The sequence below is a fragment of the Sulfurospirillum oryzae genome (assembly GCF_025770725.1).
Lineage (GTDB): Bacteria > Campylobacterota > Campylobacteria > Campylobacterales > Sulfurospirillaceae > Sulfurospirillum > Sulfurospirillum oryzae.
This window is the reverse complement of sequence record NZ_JANZKZ010000001.1, coordinates 65204-91356: the sequence shown is the minus strand read 5'-3', so window position 1 is coordinate 91356 and position 26153 is coordinate 65204. Positions and strand designations below refer to the sequence as shown.

Below are 26153 nucleotides of genomic sequence, written 5' to 3'. Positions count from 1 at the left end.
CGAGTAATGAATCTCCCTGTAACAGTGCTGTGGGCAGTCAAGTACTCTCGTTTAAGGGTTGTAAGAAAATAGAAAGTCATGTTTTGGTCACATACTAACACTTGCGAAAGAGACCGTTTCCTCTCCACCTATCGGATAAAATATATTATTAAGTTTTTATATTGAGGATCAAAAAGATTCTAGAAAATATTGAGGAAATTGTGTGTTTAAGAATATGAAGATAGGAATCAAGTTAGCCATAGGTTTTGCAGTCGTGCTTGTTTTTTTAGGAGTGATTGCGATAGTTGGAATTAGAAGTCTTGCAACGATAGATGAGGATTTAGAAGACATCGCCCATGATCGTTTTCCCAAAGTTGTTTTAGTCAATCAAATTCTTAGTGAGATCAATCGCAATAGAGTTTTAGTGCGTAATTTATTGATCAATGATGATCCCCAAATAGATAAGCAGATTAAAGATGAGATGAAAGAAGGAAGTAAACGGCTGGGCGAGATTTATAAAAATTTTGAAGCACAGCTTAATACAGAAAAAGGCAAAGCGTTATTTGGACAGATTATTGTTGCACGAAAAGCTTATATTGACATGCGTAACAAAGTGTTAGAGCTTGATGCTGCAGGTAAGAAAAGTGAAGCATTTGTCATTTTGCAACGGGATGTTACGCCGTTAGAAAAAAACTATCTTGATGCGATACAAACAATGGTAGATTTGATTACGAAAATTGTTGATGATGCCGCGAATGATGCTTCATCAAATTATCATGAGACGCGTACCATGATGATAGCACTCTCTGTAGCTGCGACCCTGTTGGGTTTATTGCTTGCTTTTGGTGTTAGCTATAGTATTACGAGTGCGCTCAATGAATTGATTCAAAGATCCGATAACCTCTCTAGTGGCGATGGTGATCTAACCCGTAAGCTTGAAGTCGTTGGAAGTGATGAAATAGCTCTTGCAAGCAGTAGCATCAACCGTTTCATTGAAAAAGTACGTGTTCTCATCAGTGAGGCGAAAAACCTCTCCAATGAAAACTCATCCATTTCCCATGAACTCTCTTCTACCTCTTTGCAAGTGGGGCGTGCCGTAGAGTCCTCTATGAACATTGTTGGTAAAACAACTTCTAAAGCGACTCTTTTAAAAGATGAGTTGGATGAGGGTATTATCGAAGCAAAAGAAGGTAAAGAAGAACTTCTCAAAGCCAATACATTTTTAAGTGAGGCAAACAGTGCTATTTTAGTGCTATCACAAGAGATTCAAAGCAGTGCTGCAACAGAGATCGAACTGGCGCATAAAATTCAACAATTAAGTACCGATGCGGAACAGGTTAAAGAGGTTTTAGTTGTTATTGGTGATATTGCCGATCAAACCAATTTACTTGCTCTTAATGCCGCCATTGAAGCAGCACGCGCTGGAGAACATGGACGAGGATTTGCGGTTGTTGCTGATGAAGTAAGAAAGCTTGCAGAACGTACCCAAAAAAGTTTACAAGAGATCAATGCCACGATCAATGTCATTGTTCAAGCCATTATGGACAGTAGTGATCAGATGACGGCTAACTCTCAAAAAGTTGAAGCGCTCTCAACCACTGCAACCCATGTTGAAGCAAAGATTAATGAGCTCTTAAATGTGATGCATATTGCAACGGGTATTTCTGATAAAACCGTAGAAAATTATCTTCAAACAGGAGATGACATTACTGAGATGATTGATGACGTAGCGCAAATCAATGACATCTCAAGCCAAAATACACGAAGTGTTGAAGAGATAGCGAGTGCAGCAGCGCATCTCAATAAAATGACTGAGATGCTCAACCTCAAACTCTCTGAGTTTAGAACCTAAATAAACCTTACATGTAAAACAAAAAAGAGTTCAAAAATTGTGTGTGAATATTGAAAAGTTGGAGATAGAATGAAGATTTCGAGTAAGATTATTGTTGCATTAATCGTGTCAATGACGCTTTTAGGTATTGGTTTTTTAGGTTTATCGTATATCAATACGAAAAAAAATACGGCATTGTTTATAGAAAAATATAGACAAGGTCAGTATGCCGCGTATGAAAAAGACATCAAAGAGATTATGAAAGTTGTTTTAGACATGGCAAATGCTATTTATAAAACTGAAAAAGAGCGAGGAGTTCCTGATGAAAAAATTAAGGAAGCCATTTTAGAAAAATTCAATGAAATACGTTTTTTCAATGACAAGAGTGGTTATATCTTTGGTTATGACCCCAATGGGGTTACTGTTTTGTTCCCCGTCAATAAAGCAATGGTAGGTGTCAATCGGTTAGAAATCCAAGACAGTAATGGCTTTTATATCGTTAAAGAACTTATTGCAGCTGCTAAAAAAGGAGGTGGTTTAATTAAATACTACTTCCCTAAAGTTAAAGATGGAAAGCCTTTGCTCAAATTTACGTATGCAGTTTCTTTTGAGCCTTATAATTGGGCTTTAGGAACAGGGGTTTATGTTGATAATGTTGAAGAAGAAATTGCGCTTATTAAGCAAGAGATGGATGAAAGTATTGGACAACAAATTAAGTATTTTACGCTTGTTTCCTTGGCATTTATTCTTGTGTGTATTCTTGCTACGTTATTTTATGTCAACAAGACAGTGACAACGCCACTTCGTAATTTAATTCAAAGAGCTGATAACCTCTCTAGCGGAGAGGGCGATCTTACACGTCAACTTGAAGTGATTGGCAATGATGAGATTGCACTTGCAAGTACGAGCATTAATCGTTTTATTGAAAAAGTACGTGTTCTCATCAGTGAGGCAAAAAATCTCTCTAATGAAAACTCTTCTATTTCGCATGAACTCTCTTCCACCTCTTTAGAAGTAGGTCGAGCTGTAGAAACCTCAATGCAAATTGTTAGCGGTACGACTTCAAAAGCCAATGTTTTGAAAGATGAACTAGCTGCAGGAATCGTCGAAGCAAAAGAGGGAAAAGAGGAGTTACTGAAAGCGAATACTTTTTTAAGTGAAGCAAACAGTGCTCTTTTAGTGTTAACCCAAGATATTCAAAGTAGCGTTATAACTGAAATTGAACTTGCAGGGAAGATTCAACAATTAAGTACCGATGCCGAGCAGGTTAAGGATATTTTAGTTGTCATCGGAGATATTGCTGACCAAACCAATTTACTTGCTCTTAATGCGGCTATTGAAGCAGCAAGGGCTGGTGAACATGGACGAGGCTTTGCGGTTGTTGCTGATGAAGTAAGAAAGCTTGCAGAACGTACCCAAAAAAGTCTTCAAGAGATCAATGCCACGATCAATGTTATTGTCCAAGCTATCATCGATAGCAGTGAAAAGATGACGCAAAATTCGAAAAAAGTCGAAACATTGGCGGTTACAGCAAACAATGTTGAAGGAAAAATCAACGAACTTTCTCGTGTTATGGAAATTTCAACAAACATTTCCGATAAGACAACGCAAAATTATCTTAAAACGGGTACGGACATTGAGTCTATGATAGATGATGTTACTAAGATCAATGGCATCTCATCTCAAAATGCTAGAAGTGTTGAAGAGATCGCTAGTACGGCTGAACATCTAAGTCGTATGACTGAAACGTTGAACCTCAAACTCTCTGAGTTTAGAACGTGAATAAACTTTATATATAAGGTTTAGAAATTTATAGGAGTAATATATATGGAACAACCCATTCCTAACAAAAATGAAAAATTTTTATCTGAAGATGATTTTATTGTCTCTAAAACCGATACCAAAGGGGTGATTGCCTATGGAAATAAAAGTTTTATTCAGCTCTCAGGCTACAGTGACAAAGAACTTTTAGGTTCGCCTCACTCCATTCTGAGACATCCTGATATGCCACAAATCGTTTTTAAAATGTTATGGAATCGCATCTTAAAGAAAGAAGAGATTTTTGCTTATGTCAAAAATTTATCGAAAGATGGTTCTTATTATTGGGTTTTTGCCAATGTGACAGCCACAACGGATGCGCAAGGGCAGATTCGTGATTTTCACTCGGTCAGACGCAAGCCAAGTGCCAAAAGTATGGAGGTAATCCCCTCTTTATACCGTGAACTTTTAAGCATTGAAAAGAGCCAAGGGCTGGAAGCTTCTAAGAAATTTTTAGACGAACAATTAAATAAGCAAGGAATGACATACGATGAATTTGTCCTCTCTTTACAACACTAAACAAACACTTTTATATGTGCTTCTGATAGTAGGGTGCGCAGGTTTTTTTGCTTATTTAGGTTATACCGCCGTTGCGCTAAGTATTTTCGTGTTGCTTTTAGGAGGATGTTTTTTACCTCAGGAGTCTGTATGTCAGAAAATTTTTAACGATGATCTGATTCGTCAAATTCGCGATATTTTGGAGAAAGCAGGTAAGGGTAACCTCTCTTACCGCATTGTCAATATTCCTGAAGATCATGTTTTGCAAGGGGTTGCATGGGATATTAACGATCTTTTAGATCAAGTGGAGCAGATGATTCGTGATATGAGAGCCTCTTTGGAGTGTGCCAATCTTGGTCAAAATTCCCGTATCTCCTTTAAAGAGGGATACAAAGGTGATTTTGTTACCGTTTCACAGATGGTGACACAGGTCGTTCATGATGTTGCTGCGTCGTACAAAGGGAAGTTTCACAATGACCTGAACATGGAATTCAAACGCATTAGTGGGGGAATTGCAGAGTCTTTAGAGATGATCCTTAGCGATATTATTAAAAACAGTGATTTTGCTCACAATATCAATAATGCTTCAACCAAAACAGCTAAAGATGCTCTCTCTAGCCAAGAAAGTATCGCACAGATGGTTATTAGCTTAGATCATTTGATGCGTCTCTTAGGGGATTCTAATGCGACAATCGTTTCACTGCATGAGCGTATTAATGATATTAATAGCGTGGCTAGCCTTATCAATGATATTGCAGATCAAACGAACCTTTTAGCCCTTAATGCGGCTATTGAAGCGGCACGCGCAGGTGAGCATGGACGTGGTTTTGCCGTAGTTGCTTCTGAGGTACGTGATTTAGCAGAACGAACTTCCAAAGCAACACAAAACATTTCTATGACGCTTCAAAGTCTTAAACAAGGTGCTATGGAAGTTCGTGACAATTCAGAAACCATTAGCACGATTGCAACACAGTCCCAAGTAAAAATGAGCAATTTTACGATGACGCTAAAAGATTTTGCGACCAATGCGCTTTATTCTGAAAAAGTCTCTAGGTTCATCAATGATTCACTTTTGAGTGCACGTTTTAAAGTGGATCATATTATTTTAAAACATAATGCCTATACCGCAATTATGGATAAAAATGAAAACCAAAAAGTCTTTCCTGATCATCATCAGTGTGCGTTTGGTCGATGGTATGAGGGCGATGTCAGCAGTGAAAAAGAACACTTTGTTCGAACACCAAGCTTCAAAATGTTGCAAGCGCCACACCAAATGATTCATGACAAAATCTTAGAAACGATTAAGATGACTCAAACGTGGGAGATGATGGTTCAGAATAAAAATGCCATTGTGTCTAATATTGAGATGATGGAACGAAACAGTGAGACGCTTTTTGTGACATTAGAACGTATGGTTGTTGAAGCCAACCCTGATGTCGCATAAAAATTAAATGAAAACGATTTGAGATGAAGAGGAGAAAGAAGTGAAAAAAGAGTTTTGGGAACAATACACCATCGGGGATGATGATATCTTAACGGATAACTTTACTGGGGAGAGGATGTGGTTTTATGTTGATCCTGCGACCAATGAAGTTAAGTTTATTCCAGAAGCAGAGTATAAAGAAGAGCTAAAAAAGAAAAATAAAGGCGTGATGGCAAGTCTGTGTCAAAGCTTGCGTAAGTTTTTAAAGCCAGTTTATGCTTAATAAAGGAGGTGAGCTTTAGGCTCACCGATATAATAGCCTTGAGAATAATCAATTCCCAACTCACATACCGTGTCAAAAATCTCTTTGCTAGAGACGAATTCTGCAACGGTTTGCATACCACGAGCCTTAGCAAAGGTGATAATGGCTTTAATAACATCCATTGCACCATTGTTGGCATGTATTTTTTGAATGATAGAGCCATCGATTTTGATATAGGTGGCGCCTAGTGTGATAAGATACTCAAAATTGGAATAACCTGTTCCAAAATCATCAATTGCCAAGCGACATCCCGATGCTTTGGCATGGGATAAAAAGGTCTTAATAGCAGTGGAGTCTTTAAGTCCTTCTGATTCTACGATTTCTAAGATAAGCCTTCCTTCCATGCTATAGGTGTGGATACCTTGCCATAAATGGTGTTTCAGTTCATCACTCAGAATATCTTCATGGGTGAGATTGATTGAAAAATCTAAATTGTTGGTCTCAAAAAGCTTAAACGAGGCATCAATCACTCTTTTGGTAATATCGATGTACTGATGTGTCTTTTTGGCAATATCTAAAAAATGTGCAGGTGCGATAATCTTGTCACCATCAACAATGCGCACTAATGCTTCGTATTTTTCAATTTTTTGGGTTTTATTGTTAAAAATGGGTTGAAAAAAAGCGGTCACTTTGCCTTCATCCAATGCCTGCTTGATTTTGGATGCCCAGTAAATATTTCGTTCATATTCACGTGCCAGTTCAATCTCTTTGTTGTAGAGGCAAAAGAGCATCTTTGTGTTCTTGGCATGGTTTTTAGCGATGTCAGCTGTTGTGAGCAAACTCTTTTTTGATTCAAAAGAGAGACTTGTGGTCACGGAGATAACGATAGTTTTATTTTTTACATGTAAAGGCTCTGAGTTAAGAATAGAGTGTATGGTCTGTATGGTTGTAAGAAATTCATCGTTTTGAACACTGTCGTATAAAATGGCAAACTCATCCGCGTTGATACGGTAAAGTTGAAACTGTGGTCGTGTGAAGGCGTGTAGTTTTCGAGCAAACGCACAAATAAGTTCATCTCCAAGTGCATAGCCGTAAAAATCATTGATTTCGCTAAAGCGTCCTATATCGAAAAGGGCAAGGAGGGGATGGTGTGCTTCTTGAATGTTTTGTAAAAGTTTAAAACGGTTACCAAGTCCTGTGAGGTTGTCTGTTTGTGACTGTTTGGTCAGTGCTTCGCTTGTTTCGATAAGCTCCGTAATATCGTGTCTAACACCGATGTATTGCTCTATCTCTTGGTGCTCATCAAGCAGGGGTGCTATGAAAACATCGGCGTAAAAAGGAGTTCCATCTTTTTTTTTGTTTTTGAGAATGCCTTTCCATGACTGCTTGTTTTGTATGCAATGCCACATGGTTTTAAAAACTTCGCTGGACGTGTCTGGATGGCGTAAAATATTGTGTGGTTTGCCTATGATCTCTTCGAGTGTGTAGCCTGAGCTTTGGAGGAAAAGGTCATTAGCATAGGTGATATTTCCTTGCTTGTCAGATAGGGTGATAATGTTATTGGCGTTGAGGATGTGCTTGTACATTTCTAAATTTTGATTGGATGTTTTAAGCGAAGTGATATCACAGATATAACCAAAATAGTGCAAGATATCGCCGTTTTCATCGCGGACTATTTGCGTAGAGTCTTCTACCCAGATAATCTTTTTACTTTTGCTGATAAGACGATAATGTGAGTGTTTAAAGGATTTTTGGGCGCGTACGAATTGCGCTAAGTCATTAGAAATTTTGGCAAGATCAAGTGGATGGATCAGATCGCTATACAAAATAGCTTGAGACATAAACTCTTCTTTGCTGTAACCTAAGAGGGTTAAAACATTTTTTGAAACATACTCGATTGGCCAGCCATCTTGTGCGCGCCATTTAAAAAAAACAGTTGGACTTAGGTTTAGATATTGCTCAAAATCATCATCTTTTGCTGACACGCTAAATCCTTCAAATGACTGCCTTTTGGAGACTTAAGGCTGTTTGCATTTTTTTAACATGCTGATATTCTAACATTGATAAGGTCATATATTGGTCATTTTATGATTGTTTTTATGTAACGATTTTATAGCTTAAATTAGGGTATATTTAGCGTGAATAAAATATATTATTTTAGTGGAAAATAAGGATTTTATGAAACGCTCAGGCTGAAATGAGAGGAAACTTTTAGATCCGGTATACTCTATCATAGCATCAGCCTGATTGTTGCGTATTTTGCACTTGATTAAGGGATAAAAAACATGTATAAATCAGGTACTGAGCTTAAAAAAGCACTTCAAGAGGTGACGCGTCAGACATTTGGAGAGTTGCATGCTAAATTTAATTTTGTTATTCCACGTGTTTATACTGCCATTTTTAACCGTAAAATGGCAGAGATGAATCTCAAAATAACAGCGCGCGATATAGATGAGGAGTTCAATAAACTTCTCGAAGAGATGGATCAAAAAGCGCATGCGAATGAAGATAATTTTTCAATACTGCTTGAGTATTCTGATAAAGCATTGAGTGCAATGGAAAATGAAGATAAAACAGGCTTAAAGTCTATTCAAGCTCAAACTGCCGCTTTCTTAGATAACATGAAAGAGTTAGAGCAGAAAGCCTATTTTGATGATATTACAGGTTTTTTAAATCGCAACGGCTTACGTAAAAAAGTCTGTACGTCATCTGGACAACTGCAAATAAATGGCTCTTTGTTTTTTATTGATTTGGACCATTTTAAGCATATTAACGACACATACGGGCATCAGTATGGAGATGCCGCTTTAAAGGCTTTTGCTAACTTATTGACAAAAGAGTTAACGTTTGTTTGCGATGAGAAAAAATTTTTATGCCGTGCTGGTGGTGATGAATTTGTTGTGGTCATTGAAGAAGAGAGTGTCAATTTTGTACGTAGTACTTTCCAGCATCTTCAAGAAAAAGCATTTATGATTTCATTGAAAGATCAACAAGAGCCTTTAGGTTTCTCTTTTGGTGAAGCTATGTTCACCGTGGGCAATGAGTTTGAAAAAATAGTCACGATTGCAGACATACAAATGTATCAAAATAAAAATGAGAGGCGAAACAAATCTCTTTAAAGGTAGTACTTTTTTAATTTCTCAGCTGAAACTCCCAACCCATATAAAAGGCTCAAAACACGGTTGCGTAACGTGGTGTAGAAAATACCTTCTTTGTGCCATCTACGCGCAGAAGTGAGAACTTTGGCATCTAAAAGGGCGATCTTTTCGCCTCGTTTTTTAAGTCGGTTCATCATCTCCACATCTTCCATCAAAGGAATCTTGGCATAACCTTCAAGCTCTTTAAACAAAGACGTTTTAAAAAAATGCGCTTGGTCGCCGTAAGGAATTTGGGTGAATGAGGTGCGAAGGTTTGCCATACGTTCAAGGAAAGAAAAAGCGATATGCGCATCATCAATTCCCAAAGAAAAAGCTCCCGCATGGTTTACATGTAAAGCCTCTTCAATGCACTTATCCCAGTAGTGCGGTACAAACGTGTCAGCATGTAAAAAAAGCAGCATTTCCCCTCGTGCTTTGCGTGCGCCTTCATTCATTTGCAAGGCTCTACCTTTGGGCGAGAGAACCACATGAACATCTTTTAGCGCTAAACGCTCAACGGTTGTTTTGTCATACGTGTCAACCACGATGATTTCGTAGTTTTGTGCGTGTGCCATCGCTTTTAAATGCGCTAGGGTGTGAAGCAAAGTTTCATCTTCATAAAAGACGGGGATGATGACGCTGATACGAGGCAATGTGTTTAAAATGCTCTGTGCAAAGTGAGCAAGAGGTGTCGTAAACGCTTTACATGTAAAAGCACGCAGATCCTCTAGTGTGTCGATGTCTTGCAGCACCGTGCCTTTGGCAACACGAAGATGAGGCATTTTTAAAAGCGTGTTGGCATAGACATCATGTGTGCTGTAAGTGATGCCCTCAAACGCCTCTTGGCAAAAAGTGTTCTGATGAAAACCGATGCAATAATAGCCTCCATCAACGGTTGGGCTAAGGAGTGCATCGCTTTTAGCAAGAAGCGTAAAGGCTTCTTCTAAAACAGTTTCATCAACTTCTGGGATGTCTGAACCTACCAAAATAACGCTTTTATACCCTTGTGCAAATAGTGCTTCAAACGCGTTTTTCATGCGCTCACCCAAGCCATTTCCGCTTTGATAAAAAAGAGCTTGACCTTCCAAATAAGCAGGCAAAGGGGTATATAGGTCATCATTGTATGCAACAACGACATCGACATCGTGTGGCGGTATGTGCGAGAGTAGCTGTTCACACATAAGGCGGTAAAGTGTGCAAGCGTTTTCATCACCCAAATGCTTCGCAAGGCGTGTTTTCACATGCCCAAAACGGGGTGCTTTCATAAAAAGAATCAGTGCGTTTTGACGCATAAATGCCGCTCTACGATAGCAATAAAATCTTCCAAACTCTTTACATGTAAAAAGTCTTCAACCAACGCAATACTCAGTGCTTCACAGAGTTCATAAGCTTTTGTTTTGGCTTTTAAAGAGGTGATTGCTTCAAGGGGTTTGGCTTTGGCAGGGACGACCAAACGACGCGAAAGTTCTGCTCCGCAAAACCCGACACTTTGTTTTAAAATATGCTCTGGCACGCCACCCATCTCTTTTTCAAATTCTTTCCATAATGCGTGAATGATGGCAAAGTAGTTTAAAGGTTTGCGTTCAAAGTAGGCGTAAATTTCACCAAAAAGAATGTGCGCAAGTAAGACTCCCACGTCAAATCCCAAAGGTGCGACAAGGGAGAATTCAGCGTCGATGATGGCAAGGCTTTCGTTTTTTACCATGATAGAGCCTGTATGCAAATCGCCATGAATCAAACACTCTTTAGAATCTTGAAAGAGTGTGAGCAGGGTTTGGATATTTTGCATAAACAGCTCACTCTTGGGCATCGGCGTAAAAAATTCAGGCAGCATGAGTGCAGGATGATTTTCGATGTAAGGAAAGATGAAAATATACTCTTCGCTGATGCGTTTGAGCGTGGCATTTTCGTAGTAACTTTCCTCATGTCTAGGAGGTGTTTTGGCGTAGAGTTTTGCTAAAAAAGAGCCCAATTTAGTGTAAATAGAGAGTGAAATAAACTGATCGAACTGGGCGGTTTGCAAGAGTTTATAGTCAGAAAGATCTTCCATCGCAAAGCAAAATGCCTCTTCATCGCAATGGTAAATATTCGGGATAAGAGAAGGTGTAATGTTTTTAAAGTAAGAGAGCGTGTGCATCTCTACACATATACGCTCCTGTGGAAGCGGAAAATCTTCGCCTAAAAGCCGTAGATAAGGAGCTGCATATTTGAGAATAAGCGAATTTCCACTCTCATCGCTGATGCGAAAGATAAAATTTAAGTTACCATCACCTATTTCGGTTACATGTAAAGGCAAACTTTTGAAAAAAGCTTTTAAAGTAGTTGTCCTGTCGATATAATGCCTAATCTCATTTTCCGTTTTCATGCCCAAAATCCTTACCTGTAAAAGCGCTATTATAGCAAAAGTAGTCAATGAACGTTAACCTTTTTCTAAGTCATAAAAGCTTATTATGTCGCATAACTCATGTAATGGCTTAAGGTTTAAGCGTACATCAAAAGTGACATGAAACTGCTCTTTTTGATACTTCCACTCCTTTACATGTAAAAATTCCTTTTAGGAGAACAGATGAAACTCTCTTTATTTTTGGCGTTGCCGATGGCGGCTTTATTACTCATTGGTTGTGGTGGAAAGGTGAAGGAAAATTCAAAGTACAACTACATTACAGCAGATGAAACAGCAAAGCTCATTCGTGAAGATGCTTCTAAAATCGTTATTGTTGACATTCAGGAGAAGCCTGATTTTAACGAAGAGCACTTAAAAGGAGCGTTGGCTACTTATGCGTACCCTGTTAAAACAGAGGATGAAAAAGCAAGACTTGAAGCACTTTTGCCAGAGATTAAAGCAAATCAAAAAGTGATTATCGTCTGCCCAAGAGGCGGTGGAGGAGCGGATCGTGCTTATGATTTTTATCTCTCCAAAGGTCTTAAAAAAGAGCAACTTTTGACACTCAAAGATGGACAATACGGTTGGCCACGCGATAAAGTCAAAGACGTTCTAGCCGTCAGCAAATAATGCTAAAACCTTCTAAAATCGTGATACTGCTTCTCAGTGGTATCGCGCTTACTCTTATTTTCGTCTGCCCGCAAAGTAGAAGTTATTTTTTTGAGCTCATTGCGTTGTTTCAAAGTTTGGACATTGAGAAAATTAAAGAGTACATTCTCTCTTTTGGTATGCTAGCCCCACTTATCTCTTTTTTACTCATGGTTTTTCAAGCTATTTTAGCGCCTTTGCCTGCTTTTCTCATCACCTTTGCCAACGCTGCCCTTTTTGGTTGGCTCTGGGGTGCGGCTCTTTCATGGGTAAGTGCGATGGTGGGCGCACTTTTATGCTTTTACATCGCTAAGTTTTTAGGACGCGATGTGGTCGAAAAGCTTACGAGTAAGATAGCGCTTGAGAGTGTGGATGCCTTTTTTGAAAAGCATGGTACGTACGCGATTTTAATTGCACGTCTTTTGCCTTTCATTTCGTTTGATGTGGTCAGTTACGCGGCAGGTCTAACGTCGATGACGCTTCGCTCTTTCTTGATCGCTACAGGGGTAGGGCAATTGCCTGCAACGCTTGTGTACTCTTATGTGGGTGAAATGCTTAGTGGTGGAGCGGCTACAATTGTCTATGGACTTATGACACTTTTTGCGCTCACACTTTTGGTCTATCTTATCAAACGGGTGTATCGTGGACGCTAAGATCAAGGTGTATGAAAGCGAGTGTGTGGACTGTAGAAGCTGTATGAAGGGCTGTCCGATGCTCTATAGTTTCACGATTTCGCCCAAAAAATTGCTCACAAAATTTACCACAGAGCTTCCAAGTTCAGAGATGGCTTATGCGTGTGCAAATTGTGGGCTTTGTGCGCATTCGTGTCCTCGTGACATCGACTTTGGAGCGATTTTTACGGCGTCTAAAAAGAGTTACGCGGAAGATAAAAAAGTATTGAAAAAGTATGGCTATGGTGGGGTGATCTTCCATCAAAAAAGTAGTTTTTCAAAACTTTTTTCTACTACAAAAAAGTTTACAACAGGAGAGTACACCCATACAGCCTTTATGCCGGGATGCGCGCTTAGTTCGTACTCTCCCAGCCTTGTTCACACAGTGTTTTCTTACTTGCAGTCCAAATGCTCAGGTATGGGTATCATTCAGCAGTGCTGTGGCACACCCACTCGCATGATGGGCGATATGGCACAATTTCAAATGTACCACTCACAGCTTGAACGTGATCTTGCATATATGGGTGCAACCACCGTTGTAACCGCATGTGAGAACTGTTTTATGAGCCTTAAAACATACTCGCCGCATATCAAAATCATTTCACTTTATTCGCTTTTAGCGCAAATTGGACTTCCAGAAGAGGCAAAAGAGCGCCATATACATAGTCCTAAAATGGCACTTCACGACCCGTGCCCCACACGGTATGAAAAAGAGATTCATGAGGGTGTCCGTACGCTTTTAGCGCAGATTGGTTTGCCATATCAAGAGTTTAAACAAAACCGCGAACAAACACTTTGCTGTGGCAGTGGCGGCATGCTAGAACTCACTCATGCTGCTTTAGCCAAAGAGCAAATGCGTACGCGTGCCAAGCAAACCGAGTGCGAAAGCATCGTAAGTTACTGCCAAAGTTGCGCGGAGTCGATGAGCCGAGGTGGCAAAAACGGGGTGCATCTGCTCGATCTCATCTTTAACCCTCACTTTTTAATGAAACAAGAAGAGCAGAGCGTGTTGAAAAAGTGGTATAACCGTTTTAGTTCACGTCAGAAAATCAGCGCTCTAAAGGATAACACATAAAAAAGGTCACTCTTTTTTTAGCCTTTGGCATTTTGATGTTCGTCTTTTATAAAAATGGCGTGATCTCTTATGCGCAAGTCGAGGTGATCAGAACCTTTGTGCTGGGCTTTGGTATGTACGCACCGCTTATCTTCATTCTCCTTTTCACACTTGCACCTCTCATCTTCTTTCCCGATGGTATTTTAGCTCTCGCAGGTGGACTTATTTTTGGCTTTGCGTTGGGGAGTGTTTACATCGTTTTAGGCGCACTCTGTGGCGGGACATTGTCGTTTTACCTCGCACGGCTTTATGGCAATAAAATGCGTGAAAAATTGGCGCATGAAAAATTGATTAACTTTCAAAAAAGCGTTCAAAAACATGGATTTGTGATGATCTTACTTTTGCGACTTGTGCCGTTAGTTCCTTTTAACATCATCAGCTACAGCGCTGGATTTTCAACGATTCGGTATCGTGATTTTTTCTTTGCAACGCTTTTGGGCATGAGCCCGGGTGTTTTGGTGTACGCCAACATCGGTGCGCAATCGCTGAGTTTTGGAAGTAGTGAGTTTTACATTTCAGTAGGTTTATTGGTCGTGCTTGTCGTGGTTTCAATGGTTTTAAAACAACGTGTTAAAAAGAGGTTAGAGACGTATGAAAAATAGTTGGTTAAGAATGGTTTTTGAGGGATGTCCCATTTATGTGCATCGTCACAGTGCGGACTGGTTTGTGCCCAATGCGAGTGCCGATGCGTTGTTGCAAAGTGGTGAAAATACATTGGCGTATCAGCAGTTACAAAGTCGCATCTCTTCGCCAAATCCTTTGATTTACTCGCCAAAAACAATGTCTAAAATAGCACTCCAAGAGTTTTGGATTCATTTGACTAACCGTTGCAATCTCTCTTGTACGCACTGCCTTTTTAGATCTTCGCCCAGCGAGAAAGAGACGTTGAATTTTGAGACCATAGCTTTACATGTAAAAGAAGCGTATGCCCTTGGCTGTCGGCTTTTTATCATCTCTGGTGGCGAGCCATTGGTGCACCCTGAACTGCTTTCTTTGGTGGAGTTTATCTTAGCGTTGAGCGACACCGAAGTGGTCATTTTGACCAATGGCATATTGCTTGAAAAAGTTTTTACATGTAAAACATTCCCGAAGTCTAGACTGCACTTTCAAATCAGCCTTGATGGTCTGCCCAAAGAACATGACGCGATTCGTGGGCATGGGAGTTTTGAGAGGTTAGAGCAAAACATCGTTTGGCTTCAAAAAGTGGGTTATTCGTTCTCATTGTCAGTGTGTCTGCATCCTCTAAATGTTCAGAGTTTAGAAGCCATTGTGGCATTGGCAAGTGAGCTTAAAGCGGGGCATCTGCATTTCTTGTGGTACTTCTCACGTGGACGTGGTGAAAATGAGGGCTTGATAGACCAAGATGTACTCTTTAAGGTGCTGATACATGCCTATGAAAAAGCGCAACAATTAGGCTTAGTCATCGACAACTTTGAAGTGCTGAAAACGCAAATCTTCGCCCCCAAAGGCACAGTGCATGACGGCTCTAGTTCAGGACGCAGTTCTATCGCGCTAGGCTACGATGGACACTTTTACCCGAGTGCGGCGATGGTGGGCGAGAGTGCGCTTTTGATGGAGGGGGAGAGCATCGCTCGGGCGCTTGAAAGTTCTACTGCCAAAGCGATTGCGTCACATTCCATTACCTCGCTTACCTCACCACTTCGCTTTTTACTGGGTGGTGGCGACTTAGACCACAGCTTTGCCCATGCCAAAACTTTGATGGGGGATGACCCGTATGAACCACTTTTGGAAAAACTTGCGTTGTGGCTGATAACGAAGGAGGCGAAGCGGTTTGAGCCTTTACATGTAAAACCCGCTTTGTGCTTAGAAATGGGCGACATTTTACAGAGTTGTGGTGCCAATGAGGGCGTGGTGCATACCCATGCCAACTGTCTGCTTGCCACAGGCGAGAGCGAGTCGTTACGCCTTGTTAAAGCCTTTTACCATGACGCGGCGTTGGAGGACAAGGAGAACATTCTTAATCCTGCATGCTACGAAGAGCAGTATCTTTCGCACATTCCTGCGCATTTGCGCTTTCGTGGATATGGCTGTGGAAGTCCTATTTTAGATGCGAAACTAAAGCAGGGTGAATCAATGCTTGATTTGGGTTCTGGCAGGGGCATTGAGTGTTTTATCGCCTCAAAACTTGTAGGAAAAAGTGGGCGTATTGTCGGGGTTGATATGCTCGACTCCATGCTGAAAATCGCACGAAGTGGTGCGGAAGAGGTGGCGCAACGTTTGGGGTATAACAACCTCACGTTTGCCAAAGGCTACCTTGAAGCGTTGCCAGAAGACGATGCGTCTTTTGATGTCATTACCTCCAACTGCGTGCTCAATCTCTCAAGCCACAAGCGCAAACTCTTTGCAGAGATCTTTCGGGTGCTTAAACAAGGCGGAAGGCTCGTGGTTTCCGATGTCATCTGTGATGAAGAAGCCAGTGCGCTCATCCGCAATGACGCGAAACTCAGTGGCGAGTGCATCGGTGGAGCATTGACGCAAACCCATCTTTTAGGACTGCTTCGTGAGAGTGGTTTTGAGCACATACAGCTTCTCAAACGCTTTTTTTACCGAGAAGTGCAAGGGCATACTTTTTACTCGCTCACTTTTGAGGCACACAAGCCAAACGTTCAAAAGCAGATTGAAGTCATCTATAAAGGTGTGGGCGAGAGCCTTACTTTGGAAAATGGTATCGTGTTGTTTAAAGGAATTAAAACACGCATTGATGAGGCTTTGGCAAGGCGTTTGGAGAGCGAGCTATTTATACTAGACGCTAAAGGACATGTCTCCAACCAAGAGGGGGAGAGTTGTTGTTGTGCGACACCGCCTGAGCGCAAACCGAGTCTTTTACTCAGTCCCAAACCAACGGCAAAACTCTCCTTTGGGTTAATAACGCCTCCAAAGCAGCGCCATAACTGCATGGTCTGCTCCTCGGAGCTTGTGTATAAGGCAACACTCGAAGAAGCAACGTGTTACTACTGCGGAAATGTAAGCGTTCAGAGCGTTACATGTAAAGAGGGGCATTATGTTTGCGATGCGTGTCATGCAAAAGAGGCACTTGAGGTGATTGAACACATCTGCGCTACCTCGAAAGAGCGCGATATGCTTAAACTCTTTGAGCATATCCGTGAGCATCCAAGTATCCCCAAACACGGGCCTGAACACCATGCGATGGTTCCTGCCATCATCGTAACGGCGTATAAAAACAGTGGCGGAAAACTTCCCGAAAATGCACTAAAAACTGCCATTTCAAGGGGCACTAGTGTGATGGGTGGTGCATGTGGCTTCTTAGGGATGTGTGGTGCTGCAAGCGGTGTTGGCATCGGTTTTGCCATTTTGTTAGAGTCTTCACCTGTCGCAAAAGAAGCACGCTCTGCTGCTCAAAAAGTAATGTATGCGGTGCTGGGTAAAATTGCAGAGTACGAAGCGGCTCGTTGCTGTCACAGGGAGGTCTGGACAGCGCTTAACATCGCTTCATCACTCTCTGAAACGTTTTTACATGTAAAGCTTTTAGCACAAATAGACGTCAAATGCGACCAAAGGGAATTTAATCAGTATTGCTATGGGAAAGAGTGTCCGATATTTTAAAGGAGTATTAGAGGAAAAGGTGTTGAAACTAAGTCCAACACCTTTGGAATGAGCGTTTATTAACTTAAAGAATTAAGCACCTAAAACAATACAGCCTTCTGTTGGACAGGCTTCCATACATGCTGGTGAAGAATGATGACCTACACACTCAACGCATTTGTCTGCGTAAACATAATAAATATCAGCACCTGTTGGGTTATCGCTATCATCTACAATAGCCTCCACAGGACACTCATCAATACAAGCTCCACACGCGATACAGATATCAGTAATTTTTACTGCCATAACTTTTCCTTACTTTGGGATTTTTATCAGAAAATATTACAATAAGATCGTAGCATGAAAATAGCTTTATAGATAAATGAATTAACGTAGTTATTTTTTTTTATCTTTACATGTAAAAAAATTAGTCTCACGTTTTGACTCTAAGCAATTGTATAGCAAAAGGAGACTATAAAGAGGCAATGAAAATACAAGGAAGTTTTATGCAAAGGTGTAATGAACTTAGCGTATCTGCAAAAACGGATAAATATTTTTCCAATACAAAAACGATCATCGAGCATTTTGGCGATACCGAAGTCACTTACGCCTTTTTCTTACGCCGCCCTGTTCTTTGCGCAGCACGTTTAGCCCTTGAGTGGGTTGAAACAGAAGCAAAAAAGTGCCATAAGAACGTTACCATCGAAATGATGCACGAAGAGGGCGAATGGGTGGGTGCGGGTGAGCCTCTGTTTTATCTTGGTGGATCTTTTGCTTTTTTGGTGGAGTTAGAAACGCTCATTTTACAGAAGTTAGGCTCGGCATGCGTCGCCGCTTACAACGCCTATGAAATGTGCCAAATACTTCCCCACGTCTCTTTTTTAGCGATGGACGCGCGTCACTGTGCAGGAGGAGAGATGGCAGAGATGATGGCTTATGGAGCCTCTGTTGGTTCAAAAGTGGCACAACGCAAATTTGGAGCAGTAGGATTCATCGGTAATGCGACCGATGCGACAGCTCATTTTTTTGGTCGTGAAAAAGGACTAGGCACCGTTCCGCACGCGCTCATCGGATACGCAGGCTCAACACTCAAAGCGGCTCAAATGTTCCATGAATGCTTCCCTAATGAGAATATCCCCATCTTGGCGGATTATTTTGGTCGGGAAATTACTGATACATTAGAGATATGTAGCGCCTTTGCTGATTTGGCGTATGCAGGAAAGATCGCGGTACGGCTTGATACGCACGGAGGACGTTTTTTAGAGGGACTCGATACTCAAAAAAGTTATGATGTTTTAGGCCGTCATGCACCTGACGCTGTGCGTGACTACCGTACAGAAGCTGAACTACACGACCTTATTGGTACGGGCGTTTCAGCGGCAGCGATATGGAGTATGCGAGAAAACCTCGATAATGCAGGCTTTACCAAAGTACGCATTATCGCCTCTTCGGGCTTTACGCCACAAAAATGCCGAAGTATGGCATGGGCAAAAGCGCCTATCGACATCATTGGAACAGGTTCCTTTCTACCCGAAAAATGGAGTGAGACCTGCGCTACCGCTGACATCATCGCTTACGGTGGCACACCAAAAGTCAAAGTCGGACGAGAATTTTTGCTTAAAAAAGGGCGTTAGAAAAGGTTAATTGAAAAACCAAGCTCTAAGTCTTTTTATTTTCTTTTTACTCTTTTAATTTTTTTGGCTACTTCGCCTCGTCTGAGGCGGAGCTTTCCTCTTTTAGATCATTTATTATTTGCTTTCTATCTTCAAAGATTAAATTTTTGAGTATTGAAAATTTAACTCTCTCATTTTAATTTTAAAAAAAAATAAAATTTTTATGCTATTTTCATGCTATACACTTTATGTAAGATTTTGACAGATTTTTTACATAACCTAGCTCATTGCCTTTCCTTAGATTATGTAAGGAGTTTACACTTTCACAAGGAGGATTTATGAAATTAGCTAAACTTAGCTTGGTGGCCATGGTCGTTGCTGGACTTGCATCTAGCTCATTCGCAGCAAGTGATACTCTTGCTGATGCCTTTAAGAACGGAAAAGTAACGGGTGAATTAAGAGCCTGGTATTTTGATAGAGATACAGGTGATCAAAATGACGGTACATTGACAAAAGGTAATGCTGACCTTTTCTCAACAGGTGTTATGCTTAGTTATGTAACAGATTCATTCTATGGTTTATCTCTTGGTACAACATTCCAATCAAGCTCTGCTCCATTTGCTGACAAAGATGCAAAAAATCTTTATGCAACTGATATGTACGGTTCAGGTGCGGTACTTTCAGAAGCCTATATAACATATACGATTGGTAAAACGACCGCAAAAGTGGGTCGTCAATTTATTGCAAGCCCACTGGTTAACAGCTCTGGAACAAGTATGTTCAAAGAGGCATTCCAAGCGGCCGTTCTTATCAACACAGACCTCCCAAACACAACATTGGTTGCTGGTTACTCTGACAAATTTCAAGGTAAAACATCCGATTATGACGGAAGTGTAGCTGGTGAGGATTCAAAGGCGCCTAGCTTTAAAAAAGAAGCTGTATTTTATGGAACCGGTGCATCAAATGTTTTTGGATTTGATGGTGCGTACACAGCCGCTGCGATTAACACGTCTATTACAAACTTAACATTAATAGGTCAATACTTATTTGTTAATGATGTTGAATTCACAAATGGTGGTGATGCAAACGTTTTCTACGCAGAGGGTAACTATGTAGTGCCTTTAAGCAATATGAAACTACTTTTTGATGCAACATATCGTGGTTCTAGAACATCAAATGCTACATTTGATGGTTTCCATGTTGAAGGTGATATGTACCAAGGACGTGTTGGTTTTAAAGAGCTAGCAGGCTTTAATGCATCTTTTGCCTACAGTACCGTATCAAGTGGACAATCTGTTCTTTTAGGTGCAGGAAATGGACCAACAACGTATACCGCTCCACTGATCAAAGGTGCTGATGTAACTTCGGGTGCTAACACAGATGCATACAAAGTTGAAGTTGGTTATGATTTTGCAAAAGTGGGTGTTGCAGGTCTTAAAGTCTTAGGTCAATATGTAAAAATTAATCAAGATGCTTCATCTGTCGCTGTAGGCGCTATATTGAATAATGCCTCTAGTGATACGAAAACTAAATACTGGGAAGGACAACTTGCTTATGACATTCCTTCACTCAAAGGTTTGACACTCTCTTTAGAGTATGAAGATGCAAAAAAAGAAGATACAGCTACTGTAAATTCTAATGAGATGAGATTTAGAGCGAACTACAAATTCTAATTTGTATACGCTTTGATCTTTTCTAAAACAGTGGCAGTAATGCCACTGTTACTTCTTTCATCTTCTTAAGGCTCACATTTTTCCAAAAGATTACTTTTTTCTTTTCTTTTTATTGTTTTTTGAAGAAAAGAGATTTAAAACTCCCTCGGCTACGACAAATAAAGGCAATAGGCTACACTTACCACCTTTTTCCTAGAAACGCCGATGAAATAATTGGATCAAATCAAACTGAATAAAAATAATTCTCCTCTTGTTGAAAGCGTTTTACATGTAATGCTTTTGTTGCAGAAAGAAGTCAAAGATGGCTAGAAAAGTTCAACACATACTTCCATGTAAAAAACTGTCCAATTTTTTAAAAGAATCTTTAAGATAGAGTGTGCGAAAATGATGAATTCTCTACCAAAAAAGTTAACAATGCGTTTTTGCTTCCAACAGCCAATTTATGGGAAAAATTAAATTTAGCAAACTAAAGTATTGACTTAAGTCATAGATTGGATTTCCGCTTAGTGATAGAATGACCCCGTAACTCAAATCAGGAGGTATCAATATGTCGCTTTCAAGAAGAGACTTTCTAAAAACAACTGCCGCTGCGAGCGCTGCTGCTGCTGTGGGTATTAGCGTACCCGCCGAGCTAAAGGCTGCTGGTGAACAAGCAGAAGCCGGTTGGCGTTGGGACAAATCCGTTTGTCGTTTCTGTGGTACCGGTTGTGGCATCATGGTGGCAACAAAAGACGGTAAAATTGTCGCTGTTAAAGGTGATCCAGCAGCTCCGGTAAACCGTGGACTTAACTGTATCAAGGGCTATTTTAATGCCAAAATTATGTATGGAGCTGACCGTCTCAAAGAACCACTTTTACGTATGAATGACAAAGGTGAATTTGACAAACATGGTCAATTCAAAACTGTCTCATGGAAACGTGCGTTTGACGAGATGGAAAAACACATGAAAGCTGCGATGAAAGCAGGTGGCCCAGAAGCCATCGGTGTGTTTGGTTCAGGTCAATACACCATTCACGAAGGCTATGTCGCTGCCAAGCTTATGAAAGCGGGCTTTAGATCAAATGCCATCGACCCAAATGCTCGTCACTGTATGGCTTCAGCGGTTGCTGGCTTTATGCAAACGTTTGGAATTGATGAGCCAGCAGGCTGTTACGATGACATCGAACTCACTGACACTATCGTGACATGGGGTGCAAATATGGCGGAGATGCATCCGATTTTATGGTCAAGGGTAAGTGATCGCAAGCTTTCACATGCAGAGAAAGTTAAAGTCATCAACCTTTCAACGTATACACATCGTTGTTCTGATCTCGCGGATATCGAAATCATCTTCTCTCCAAGTACTGATCTTGCCATTTGGAACTATATCGCTCGTGAGATTGTTTACAATCACCCAGAAGCGATTGATTGGGATTTTGTTAAGAAAAACACTATTTTTGCAACAGGTTTTGCGAACATCGGTTATGGTTTGCGAAATGAAGCTGATGCTAAGAAAAATGGTTATTCTGAAAAAGAACTTGTAATCAATAGAAAAGAAGACAAAAAAATTATCTCTGAAAAAGAGGCTCCAGGTCTTGCGCATTTAGGCATTAAAGCCGGCGATACTATGGTCATGGATAAAGCTGACTTAGCGGGTGTTCACTGGGAAATTAGCTTTGAAGATTTCAAAAAAGGTTTAGAGCCTTATACGCTTGATTATGTTGCGAAAATTGCTAAAGGCAATCCTGATGAAAAACTCGAAGACTTCAAAGCAAAACTTCAAACATTAGCAAACCTTTACATCGAAAAAGAGCGTAAAGTCGTCAGTTTCTGGACAATGGGTATGAACCAACATCAACGTGGCACGTGGGTCAATGAACAGTCTTATATGGTTCACTTCCTTCTTGGCAAACAAGCTAAACCAGGGGAAGGCGCTTTCTCTTTGACAGGACAACCGAGTGCTTGTGGAACAGCGCGTGAAGTAGGTACATTTACACACCGCTTGCCTGCAGATATGGACGTTTCGATTCCAAAGCATAGAGAAGTAACTGAAAAAGTATGGAAGTTGCCTGCTGGTACACTTAACCCTATGGGTTACCAACATATTATGAATATCCACAGACAAATCGAGAGTGGAAAAATTAAATTTGCATGGGTTAACGTTTGTAATCCATACCAAGACACTGCAAATGCAGAGCACTGGATTAAAGCGGCACGTAACTTGGACAACTTCATCGTCTGTTCTGACGCGTATCCAGGAATTTCTGCCAAAGTCTCTGATCTTATTTTACCTTCTGCGATGATCTATGAGAAATGGGGTGGATACGGCAACGCAGAGCGTCGTACACAACAGTGGAAACAACAAGTCCTCCCAGTAGGCGATGCGATGAGTGATACTTGGCAATGGGTTGAGCTTTCAAAACGCTTTACGATTGCAGATGTTTGGGGTGAACAACCGATTAAAGGTGGCAAATTACCAAACGTTATCGAAGCGGCAAAAGCGATGGGTTACAAAGAGACCGATACGCTTTATGACATTTTGTTTGCAAACGACTTTTTCAAATCATTTAAAGCAAAAGATCCTATCGGGGATGGCTTTGACAACACGGAAGTCTTTGGTGACAAACGTGGTGTTATGGGCAGTGATGGTAAAGAGTGGAAAGGGTATGGCTTCTTCTTGCAAAAAGCAATCTGGGAAGAGTATCGCCAATTTGGTACAGGTCATGGACATGACTTGGCTGACTTTGACACCTACCACAAAGTAAGAGGACTTAAATGGCCAGTTGTCGATGGTAAAGAGACACAATGGAGATTTAACGCTAAGTATGATCCTTATGCTGCAAAAGCAAATAATGGTGAGTTTGCATTCTATGGTGATTTTGCGAAAGCCCTCAAAAAAGGTAACTTACTCAAACCAACCACTGAAGAGACATTTCCACTTAAAAACAAAGCGAAAATTTTCTTTAGACCGTATATGGACCCATGTGAGATGCCAGATGCTGAGTATGACAGCTGGTTATGTACAGGTCGTGTGTTAGAGCACTGGCATAGTGGTACGATGACCATGCGTGTACCTGAGCTTTACCGTGCTGTTCCTGAGGCACTTTGTTATATGCACCCAGAAGACGCCAAAGCTAAGGGCTTTAAACAAGGTGATCTTATCTGGTTGGAGAGTCGTAGAGGTTCTTGTAAAGCTCGCGTTGAAACCAGAGGAAGAAACAGAACACCTCGTGGTTTGGTGTATGTTCCTTGGTTTGATGAGAAAGTTTTCATCAATAAAGTGTGCCTTGATGCAACATGTCCGATCTCTAAACAGACAGACTATAAAAAATGTGCGGTTAAGCTTTATAAAGCTTAATGCACGCAATATGTAAAAGGATTGTTAGTGAGCAATCACGAAACAAATAAAATCGCAATCAGCCCACGTCGTAAATTTCTCTCTTTGATCGCTCAAAGTAGTGGATTTTTAGCGTTGGGTGGCATGGTTTGGACAGGGTATTTGGAAGAGGCAAAGAAGGCTCCATTGATTCTTCGCCCACCTGGGGCAGTTGCCGAAAAAGACTTTATGCGCCTATGTATTAAGTGTGGACAGTGCGTTGTTGCGTGTCCATACCATACGCTAAGTCTTGCCAAACCGGGTGACACAAAACCTATGGGAACGCCTTTTTTTGTGCCTCGTGAGGTTCCGTGTTATATGTGTACAGACATACCCTGTGTGCCTGTATGCCCTAGCGGAGCGTTGGATGAAAAGAGCGTTTCTAAGATCACTGAGGGTGTCAAAGAACTTGACATCACCAAAGCCCGCATGGGGCTTGCCGTCGTTGACGTTGAGTCGTGCATCGCGTTTTGGGGGATTCAGTGTGACGCGTGTTACAGGGCGTGTCCTATTATGGACAGTGCGATTAAGTTAGAGTATAGACGAAATGAGCGAACAGGCAAACATGCTTATTTAACACCGATAGTAAACAGCCTAACCTGTACGGGATGTGGTTTGTGCGAGAGAGCGTGTGTCACCGAAAAAGCGGCGATCCATGTGTTACCTTTGGAAATTGCCAAAGGAAGTATCGGCTCACATTACATTAAAGGCTGGGAGCAAGGGGACGAGAAACGCTTAGAAAAAGCGAGCGGCGATGTTACGACACATACCAAACGTAGTGAGAAGTCTGCGCAGGACTACTTAAATACGAATGAGGAGATGTTCAAATGAGAGAATGGATAAGAAGCCACCGTTTTATGATGGCACGACGTTTCACTCAGTTGGGCATACTTTTGTTGTATGTGGCAGCAAATGCGTATGGCTTTATGCTTCTAAGCGGCAATCTAAGTGCCTCTTTGGTGATGAAAAAGCTTCCTTTAGCCGATCCATTTGCCTTGTTGCAGATGTTTGCGGCAGGAGCGCTTGCAGGGATAGATGTTCTTACGGGTGCTGCTGTGATCCTGCTTTTTTACATGGTTGTCGGTGGTCGCGCATTTTGTTCATGGGTATGTCCTCTCAATATGGTAACAGACGCAGCAAACTGGACACGAAGAGTGCTCCTCTTGGATAAAGCAGTCGAAAGAAAAGTATGGATGAGTCGTAATGTAAGGTACTGGGTTTTAGCCCTTAGCCTTATACTATCGTTCATAACAGGTGTTGCGGCATTTGAGCTGGTCAGTCCTATCGGGATTTTAAGCAGAGGCGTCATATTTGGAATAGGTATGAGTGCTGCTCCTATACTTTGCATTTATTTGTTTGATCTTTTTGCCGTAAAAAATGGCTGGTGCGGACACATCTGCCCTTTGGGCGGGTTTTACTCTCTTGTGGGGCGTTTAAGTCTGGTACGTGTTAAACACGACCACACGAAGTGTACTTTGTGCATGAAGTGTAAAGAGATTTGTCCTGAGAAACAAGTTCTTGGCATTATCTCTAAAAGCAGTGGCGCCATAGATTCAGGAGAGTGTACCAATTGCGGACGATGTGTTGAGGTGTGTGAGAGTGATGCACTCTCTTTTGGTGTGAGGAATTACATTAACACAAATGTAGGAGAAAAAGAATGATTAGTACAAAAACGTTAATAATGGGTTCTTTGTTAAGTATTATTGTGGCAACTGGATGTGCGGTATCACAATCATACAATGAAGAAGAGTTAGGGCTTAGAAAGGTGGATCTTTACAGCGAAAAAACGGTTGTTGGTGAACCAACGTCGTATTCTACTGTGAGCGCAGGTGAATCAAAAGTGATTCAAAGATCGTTTGAAAATGCACCTCCATTGATTCCTCATGATGTTGAGGGTATGCTAGATATGACGAAAGAGAGCAATGCGTGTACGGGTTGTCACTTGCCTGAAGTTGCTGAGGCAGTGAAAGCGACTCCAATTCCTAAGTCTCACTTTTTCGATATGAGAACGCAAAAAGTGCTTACAGAGATGAGTCAAGCTCGCTATAACTGTTCAGCATGCCATGTGCCACAATCGGCTAACGAGCCTTTGGTTCAAAATAATTTTAAACCAGACTATCGTAAAGAGAGTGAGAAAAATCGTTCAAACCTCATTGATACGCTCAATGAAGGTGTGAAGTAGCC

At 41.1% G+C, this 26153-nt stretch carries 21 protein-coding genes; 17 read left to right on the top strand and 4 right to left on the bottom strand.

What is annotated here, in order from left to right:
* Window positions 1–202 precede the first annotated feature (202 nt).
* The 5 genes from N0B29_RS00440 (at window position 203) to N0B29_RS00415 (ending at window position 5832) form a co-directional block, all read left to right on the top strand.
* The gene (locus tag N0B29_RS00440) at window positions 203–1831 is read left to right on the top strand and encodes a methyl-accepting chemotaxis protein (protein ID WP_438874150.1); all 1629 of its coding nucleotides are present in this window, start codon (window positions 203–205) and stop codon (window positions 1829–1831) included.
* 69 nt (window positions 1832–1900) lie between these two features.
* The gene (locus tag N0B29_RS00435; RefSeq protein WP_263831743.1) at window positions 1901–3592 is read left to right on the top strand and encodes a methyl-accepting chemotaxis protein; all 1692 of its coding nucleotides are present in this window, start codon (window positions 1901–1903) and stop codon (window positions 3590–3592) included.
* A 45-nt stretch (window positions 3593–3637) separates the two neighbouring features.
* On the top strand, window positions 3638–4147 hold the full coding sequence (locus N0B29_RS00430; protein ID WP_263831742.1) for a PAS domain-containing protein: 510 nt from the start codon (window positions 3638–3640) through the stop codon (window positions 4145–4147).
* On the top strand, window positions 4119–5570 hold the full coding sequence (locus tag N0B29_RS12985; protein ID WP_318526682.1) for a methyl-accepting chemotaxis protein: 1452 nt from the start codon (window positions 4119–4121) through the stop codon (window positions 5568–5570). Before N0B29_RS00430 ends, N0B29_RS12985 begins: the two co-directional genes overlap by 29 nt.
* A gap of 40 nt (window positions 5571–5610) precedes the next feature.
* Window positions 5611–5832 carry a hypothetical protein gene (locus tag N0B29_RS00415; RefSeq protein ID WP_263831741.1) on the top strand — a complete coding sequence of 74 codons (222 nt, stop codon included), beginning with the start codon at window positions 5611–5613 and terminating at the stop codon, window positions 5830–5832.
* Here the strand turns inward: N0B29_RS00415 and N0B29_RS00410 are convergent.
* Entirely contained in the window at window positions 5829–7796 is a 1968-nt protein-coding gene (locus N0B29_RS00410) for a sensor domain-containing protein (protein ID WP_263831740.1), read from the bottom strand. The genes N0B29_RS00415 and N0B29_RS00410 overlap by 4 nt on opposite strands.
* Window positions 7797–8096: 300 nt before the next feature.
* On the opposite strand from N0B29_RS00410, the gene N0B29_RS00405 reads away from it, so the two are divergent.
* Complete coding sequence (locus tag N0B29_RS00405) at window positions 8097–8930, top strand: GGDEF domain-containing protein (RefSeq protein WP_263831739.1); 834 nt, start codon at window positions 8097–8099, stop codon at window positions 8928–8930.
* Here N0B29_RS00405 and N0B29_RS00400 read toward each other — a convergent pair.
* Window positions 8927–10240, bottom strand: a complete 1314-nt coding sequence (locus N0B29_RS00400; RefSeq protein WP_263831738.1) for a TIGR04283 family arsenosugar biosynthesis glycosyltransferase — start codon at window positions 10238–10240, stop codon at window positions 8927–8929. The two genes, N0B29_RS00405 and N0B29_RS00400, sit on opposite strands and share 4 nt — an antisense overlap.
* A complete protein-coding gene (locus tag N0B29_RS00395; protein ID WP_263831737.1) occupies window positions 10222–11313 on the bottom strand; it encodes a phosphotransferase in 1092 nt (363 codons plus the stop codon). The genes N0B29_RS00400 and N0B29_RS00395 overlap by 19 nt, the downstream gene beginning before the upstream one ends.
* 201 nt (window positions 11314–11514) lie before the next feature.
* Between N0B29_RS00395 and N0B29_RS00390 the strand changes: the two genes are divergently transcribed.
* From N0B29_RS00390 to N0B29_RS00370, 5 genes are read left to right on the top strand one after another with little or no spacing between them, the layout of a single operon-like run.
* A complete protein-coding gene (locus tag N0B29_RS00390; protein WP_263831736.1) occupies window positions 11515–11961 on the top strand; it encodes a rhodanese-like domain-containing protein in 447 nt (148 codons plus the stop codon).
* On the top strand, window positions 11961–12632 hold the full coding sequence (locus N0B29_RS00385) for a TVP38/TMEM64 family protein (protein WP_263831735.1): 672 nt from the start codon (window positions 11961–11963) through the stop codon (window positions 12630–12632). Before N0B29_RS00390 ends, N0B29_RS00385 begins: the two co-directional genes overlap by 1 nt.
* Window positions 12622–13725 (top strand): (Fe-S)-binding protein, encoded by a 1104-nt coding sequence (locus N0B29_RS00380; protein ID WP_318526681.1) that lies wholly within the window; start codon window positions 12622–12624, stop codon window positions 13723–13725. The genes N0B29_RS00385 and N0B29_RS00380 overlap by 11 nt, the downstream gene beginning before the upstream one ends.
* 35 nt (window positions 13726–13760) lie before the next feature.
* Window positions 13761–14366, top strand: a complete 606-nt coding sequence (locus tag N0B29_RS00375) for a TVP38/TMEM64 family protein (RefSeq protein ID WP_263831733.1) — start codon at window positions 13761–13763, stop codon at window positions 14364–14366.
* On the top strand, window positions 14356–17349 hold the full coding sequence (locus N0B29_RS00370; protein WP_263831732.1) for a DUF5714 domain-containing protein: 2994 nt from the start codon (window positions 14356–14358) through the stop codon (window positions 17347–17349). The genes N0B29_RS00375 and N0B29_RS00370 overlap by 11 nt, the downstream gene beginning before the upstream one ends.
* A gap of 72 nt (window positions 17350–17421) precedes the next feature.
* Here N0B29_RS00370 and N0B29_RS00365 read toward each other — a convergent pair whose 3' ends face one another.
* Window positions 17422–17634 carry a 4Fe-4S dicluster domain-containing protein gene (locus tag N0B29_RS00365; RefSeq protein ID WP_041957064.1) on the bottom strand — a complete coding sequence of 71 codons (213 nt, stop codon included), beginning with the start codon at window positions 17632–17634 and terminating at the stop codon, window positions 17422–17424.
* Between the two features lie 200 nt (window positions 17635–17834).
* Here N0B29_RS00365 and N0B29_RS00360 point away from each other — a divergent pair, with 200 nt between their 5' ends.
* From N0B29_RS00360 to N0B29_RS00335, 6 genes are all read left to right on the top strand, one after another.
* The gene (locus N0B29_RS00360) at window positions 17835–18962 is read left to right on the top strand and encodes a nicotinate phosphoribosyltransferase (protein ID WP_263831731.1); all 1128 of its coding nucleotides are present in this window, start codon (window positions 17835–17837) and stop codon (window positions 18960–18962) included.
* A gap of 317 nt (window positions 18963–19279) precedes the next feature.
* Window positions 19280–20614: a porin gene (locus N0B29_RS00355; protein ID WP_263831730.1), complete on the top strand. Its 1335-nt coding sequence runs from the start codon at window positions 19280–19282 to the stop codon at window positions 20612–20614.
* A 547-nt stretch (window positions 20615–21161) separates the two neighbouring features.
* Entirely contained in the window at window positions 21162–23951 is a 2790-nt protein-coding gene (gene napA, locus N0B29_RS00350; RefSeq protein ID WP_263831729.1) for a nitrate reductase catalytic subunit NapA, read from the top strand.
* A 27-nt stretch (window positions 23952–23978) separates the two neighbouring features.
* Complete coding sequence (napG, locus tag N0B29_RS00345; RefSeq protein ID WP_263831728.1) at window positions 23979–24800, top strand: ferredoxin-type protein NapG; 822 nt, start codon at window positions 23979–23981, stop codon at window positions 24798–24800.
* A complete protein-coding gene (gene napH / locus N0B29_RS00340; protein WP_263831727.1) occupies window positions 24797–25630 on the top strand; it encodes a quinol dehydrogenase ferredoxin subunit NapH in 834 nt (277 codons plus the stop codon). The genes napG and napH overlap by 4 nt, the downstream gene beginning before the upstream one ends.
* On the top strand, window positions 25627–26151 hold the full coding sequence (locus N0B29_RS00335; protein WP_263831726.1) for a nitrate reductase cytochrome c-type subunit: 525 nt from the start codon (window positions 25627–25629) through the stop codon (window positions 26149–26151). The genes napH and N0B29_RS00335 overlap by 4 nt, the downstream gene beginning before the upstream one ends.
* Window positions 26152–26153: the final 2 nt, after the last annotated feature.

What these genes read in the sequence shown, in the direction of transcription:
- N0B29_RS00435 (WP_263831743.1), top strand. Translation starts at nt 1,901, where the DNA reads ATGAAGATTTCGAGTAAGATTATTGTTGCATTAATCGTGTCAATGACG.
- N0B29_RS00430 (WP_263831742.1), top strand. Translation starts at nt 3,638, where the DNA reads ATGGAACAACCCATTCCTAACAAAAATGAAAAATTTTTATCTGAAGAT.
- N0B29_RS12985 (WP_318526682.1), top strand. Translation starts at nt 4,119, where the DNA reads ATGAATTTGTCCTCTCTTTACAACACTAAACAAACACTTTTATATGTG.
- N0B29_RS00405 (WP_263831739.1), top strand. Translation starts at nt 8,097, where the DNA reads ATGTATAAATCAGGTACTGAGCTTAAAAAAGCACTTCAAGAGGTGACG.
- N0B29_RS00400 (WP_263831738.1), bottom strand. Translation starts at nt 10,240, where the DNA reads ATGCGTCAAAACGCACTGATTCTTTTTATGAAAGCACCCCGTTTTGGG.
- N0B29_RS00395 (WP_263831737.1), bottom strand. Translation starts at nt 11,313, where the DNA reads ATGAAAACGGAAAATGAGATTAGGCATTATATCGACAGGACAACTACT.
- N0B29_RS00390 (WP_263831736.1), top strand. Translation starts at nt 11,515, where the DNA reads ATGAAACTCTCTTTATTTTTGGCGTTGCCGATGGCGGCTTTATTACTC.
- N0B29_RS00385 (WP_263831735.1), top strand. Translation starts at nt 11,961, where the DNA reads ATGCTAAAACCTTCTAAAATCGTGATACTGCTTCTCAGTGGTATCGCG.
- N0B29_RS00375 (WP_263831733.1), top strand. Translation starts at nt 13,761, where the DNA reads ATGTTCGTCTTTTATAAAAATGGCGTGATCTCTTATGCGCAAGTCGAG.
- N0B29_RS00370 (WP_263831732.1), top strand. Translation starts at nt 14,356, where the DNA reads ATGAAAAATAGTTGGTTAAGAATGGTTTTTGAGGGATGTCCCATTTAT.
- N0B29_RS00365 (WP_041957064.1), bottom strand. Translation starts at nt 17,634, where the DNA reads ATGGCAGTAAAAATTACTGATATCTGTATCGCGTGTGGAGCTTGTATT.
- N0B29_RS00360 (WP_263831731.1), top strand. Translation starts at nt 17,835, where the DNA reads ATGCAAAGGTGTAATGAACTTAGCGTATCTGCAAAAACGGATAAATAT.
- N0B29_RS00355 (WP_263831730.1), top strand. Translation starts at nt 19,280, where the DNA reads ATGAAATTAGCTAAACTTAGCTTGGTGGCCATGGTCGTTGCTGGACTT.
- napA (WP_263831729.1), top strand. Translation starts at nt 21,162, where the DNA reads ATGTCGCTTTCAAGAAGAGACTTTCTAAAAACAACTGCCGCTGCGAGC.
- napH (WP_263831727.1), top strand. Translation starts at nt 24,797, where the DNA reads ATGAGAGAATGGATAAGAAGCCACCGTTTTATGATGGCACGACGTTTC.
- N0B29_RS00335 (WP_263831726.1), top strand. Translation starts at nt 25,627, where the DNA reads ATGATTAGTACAAAAACGTTAATAATGGGTTCTTTGTTAAGTATTATT.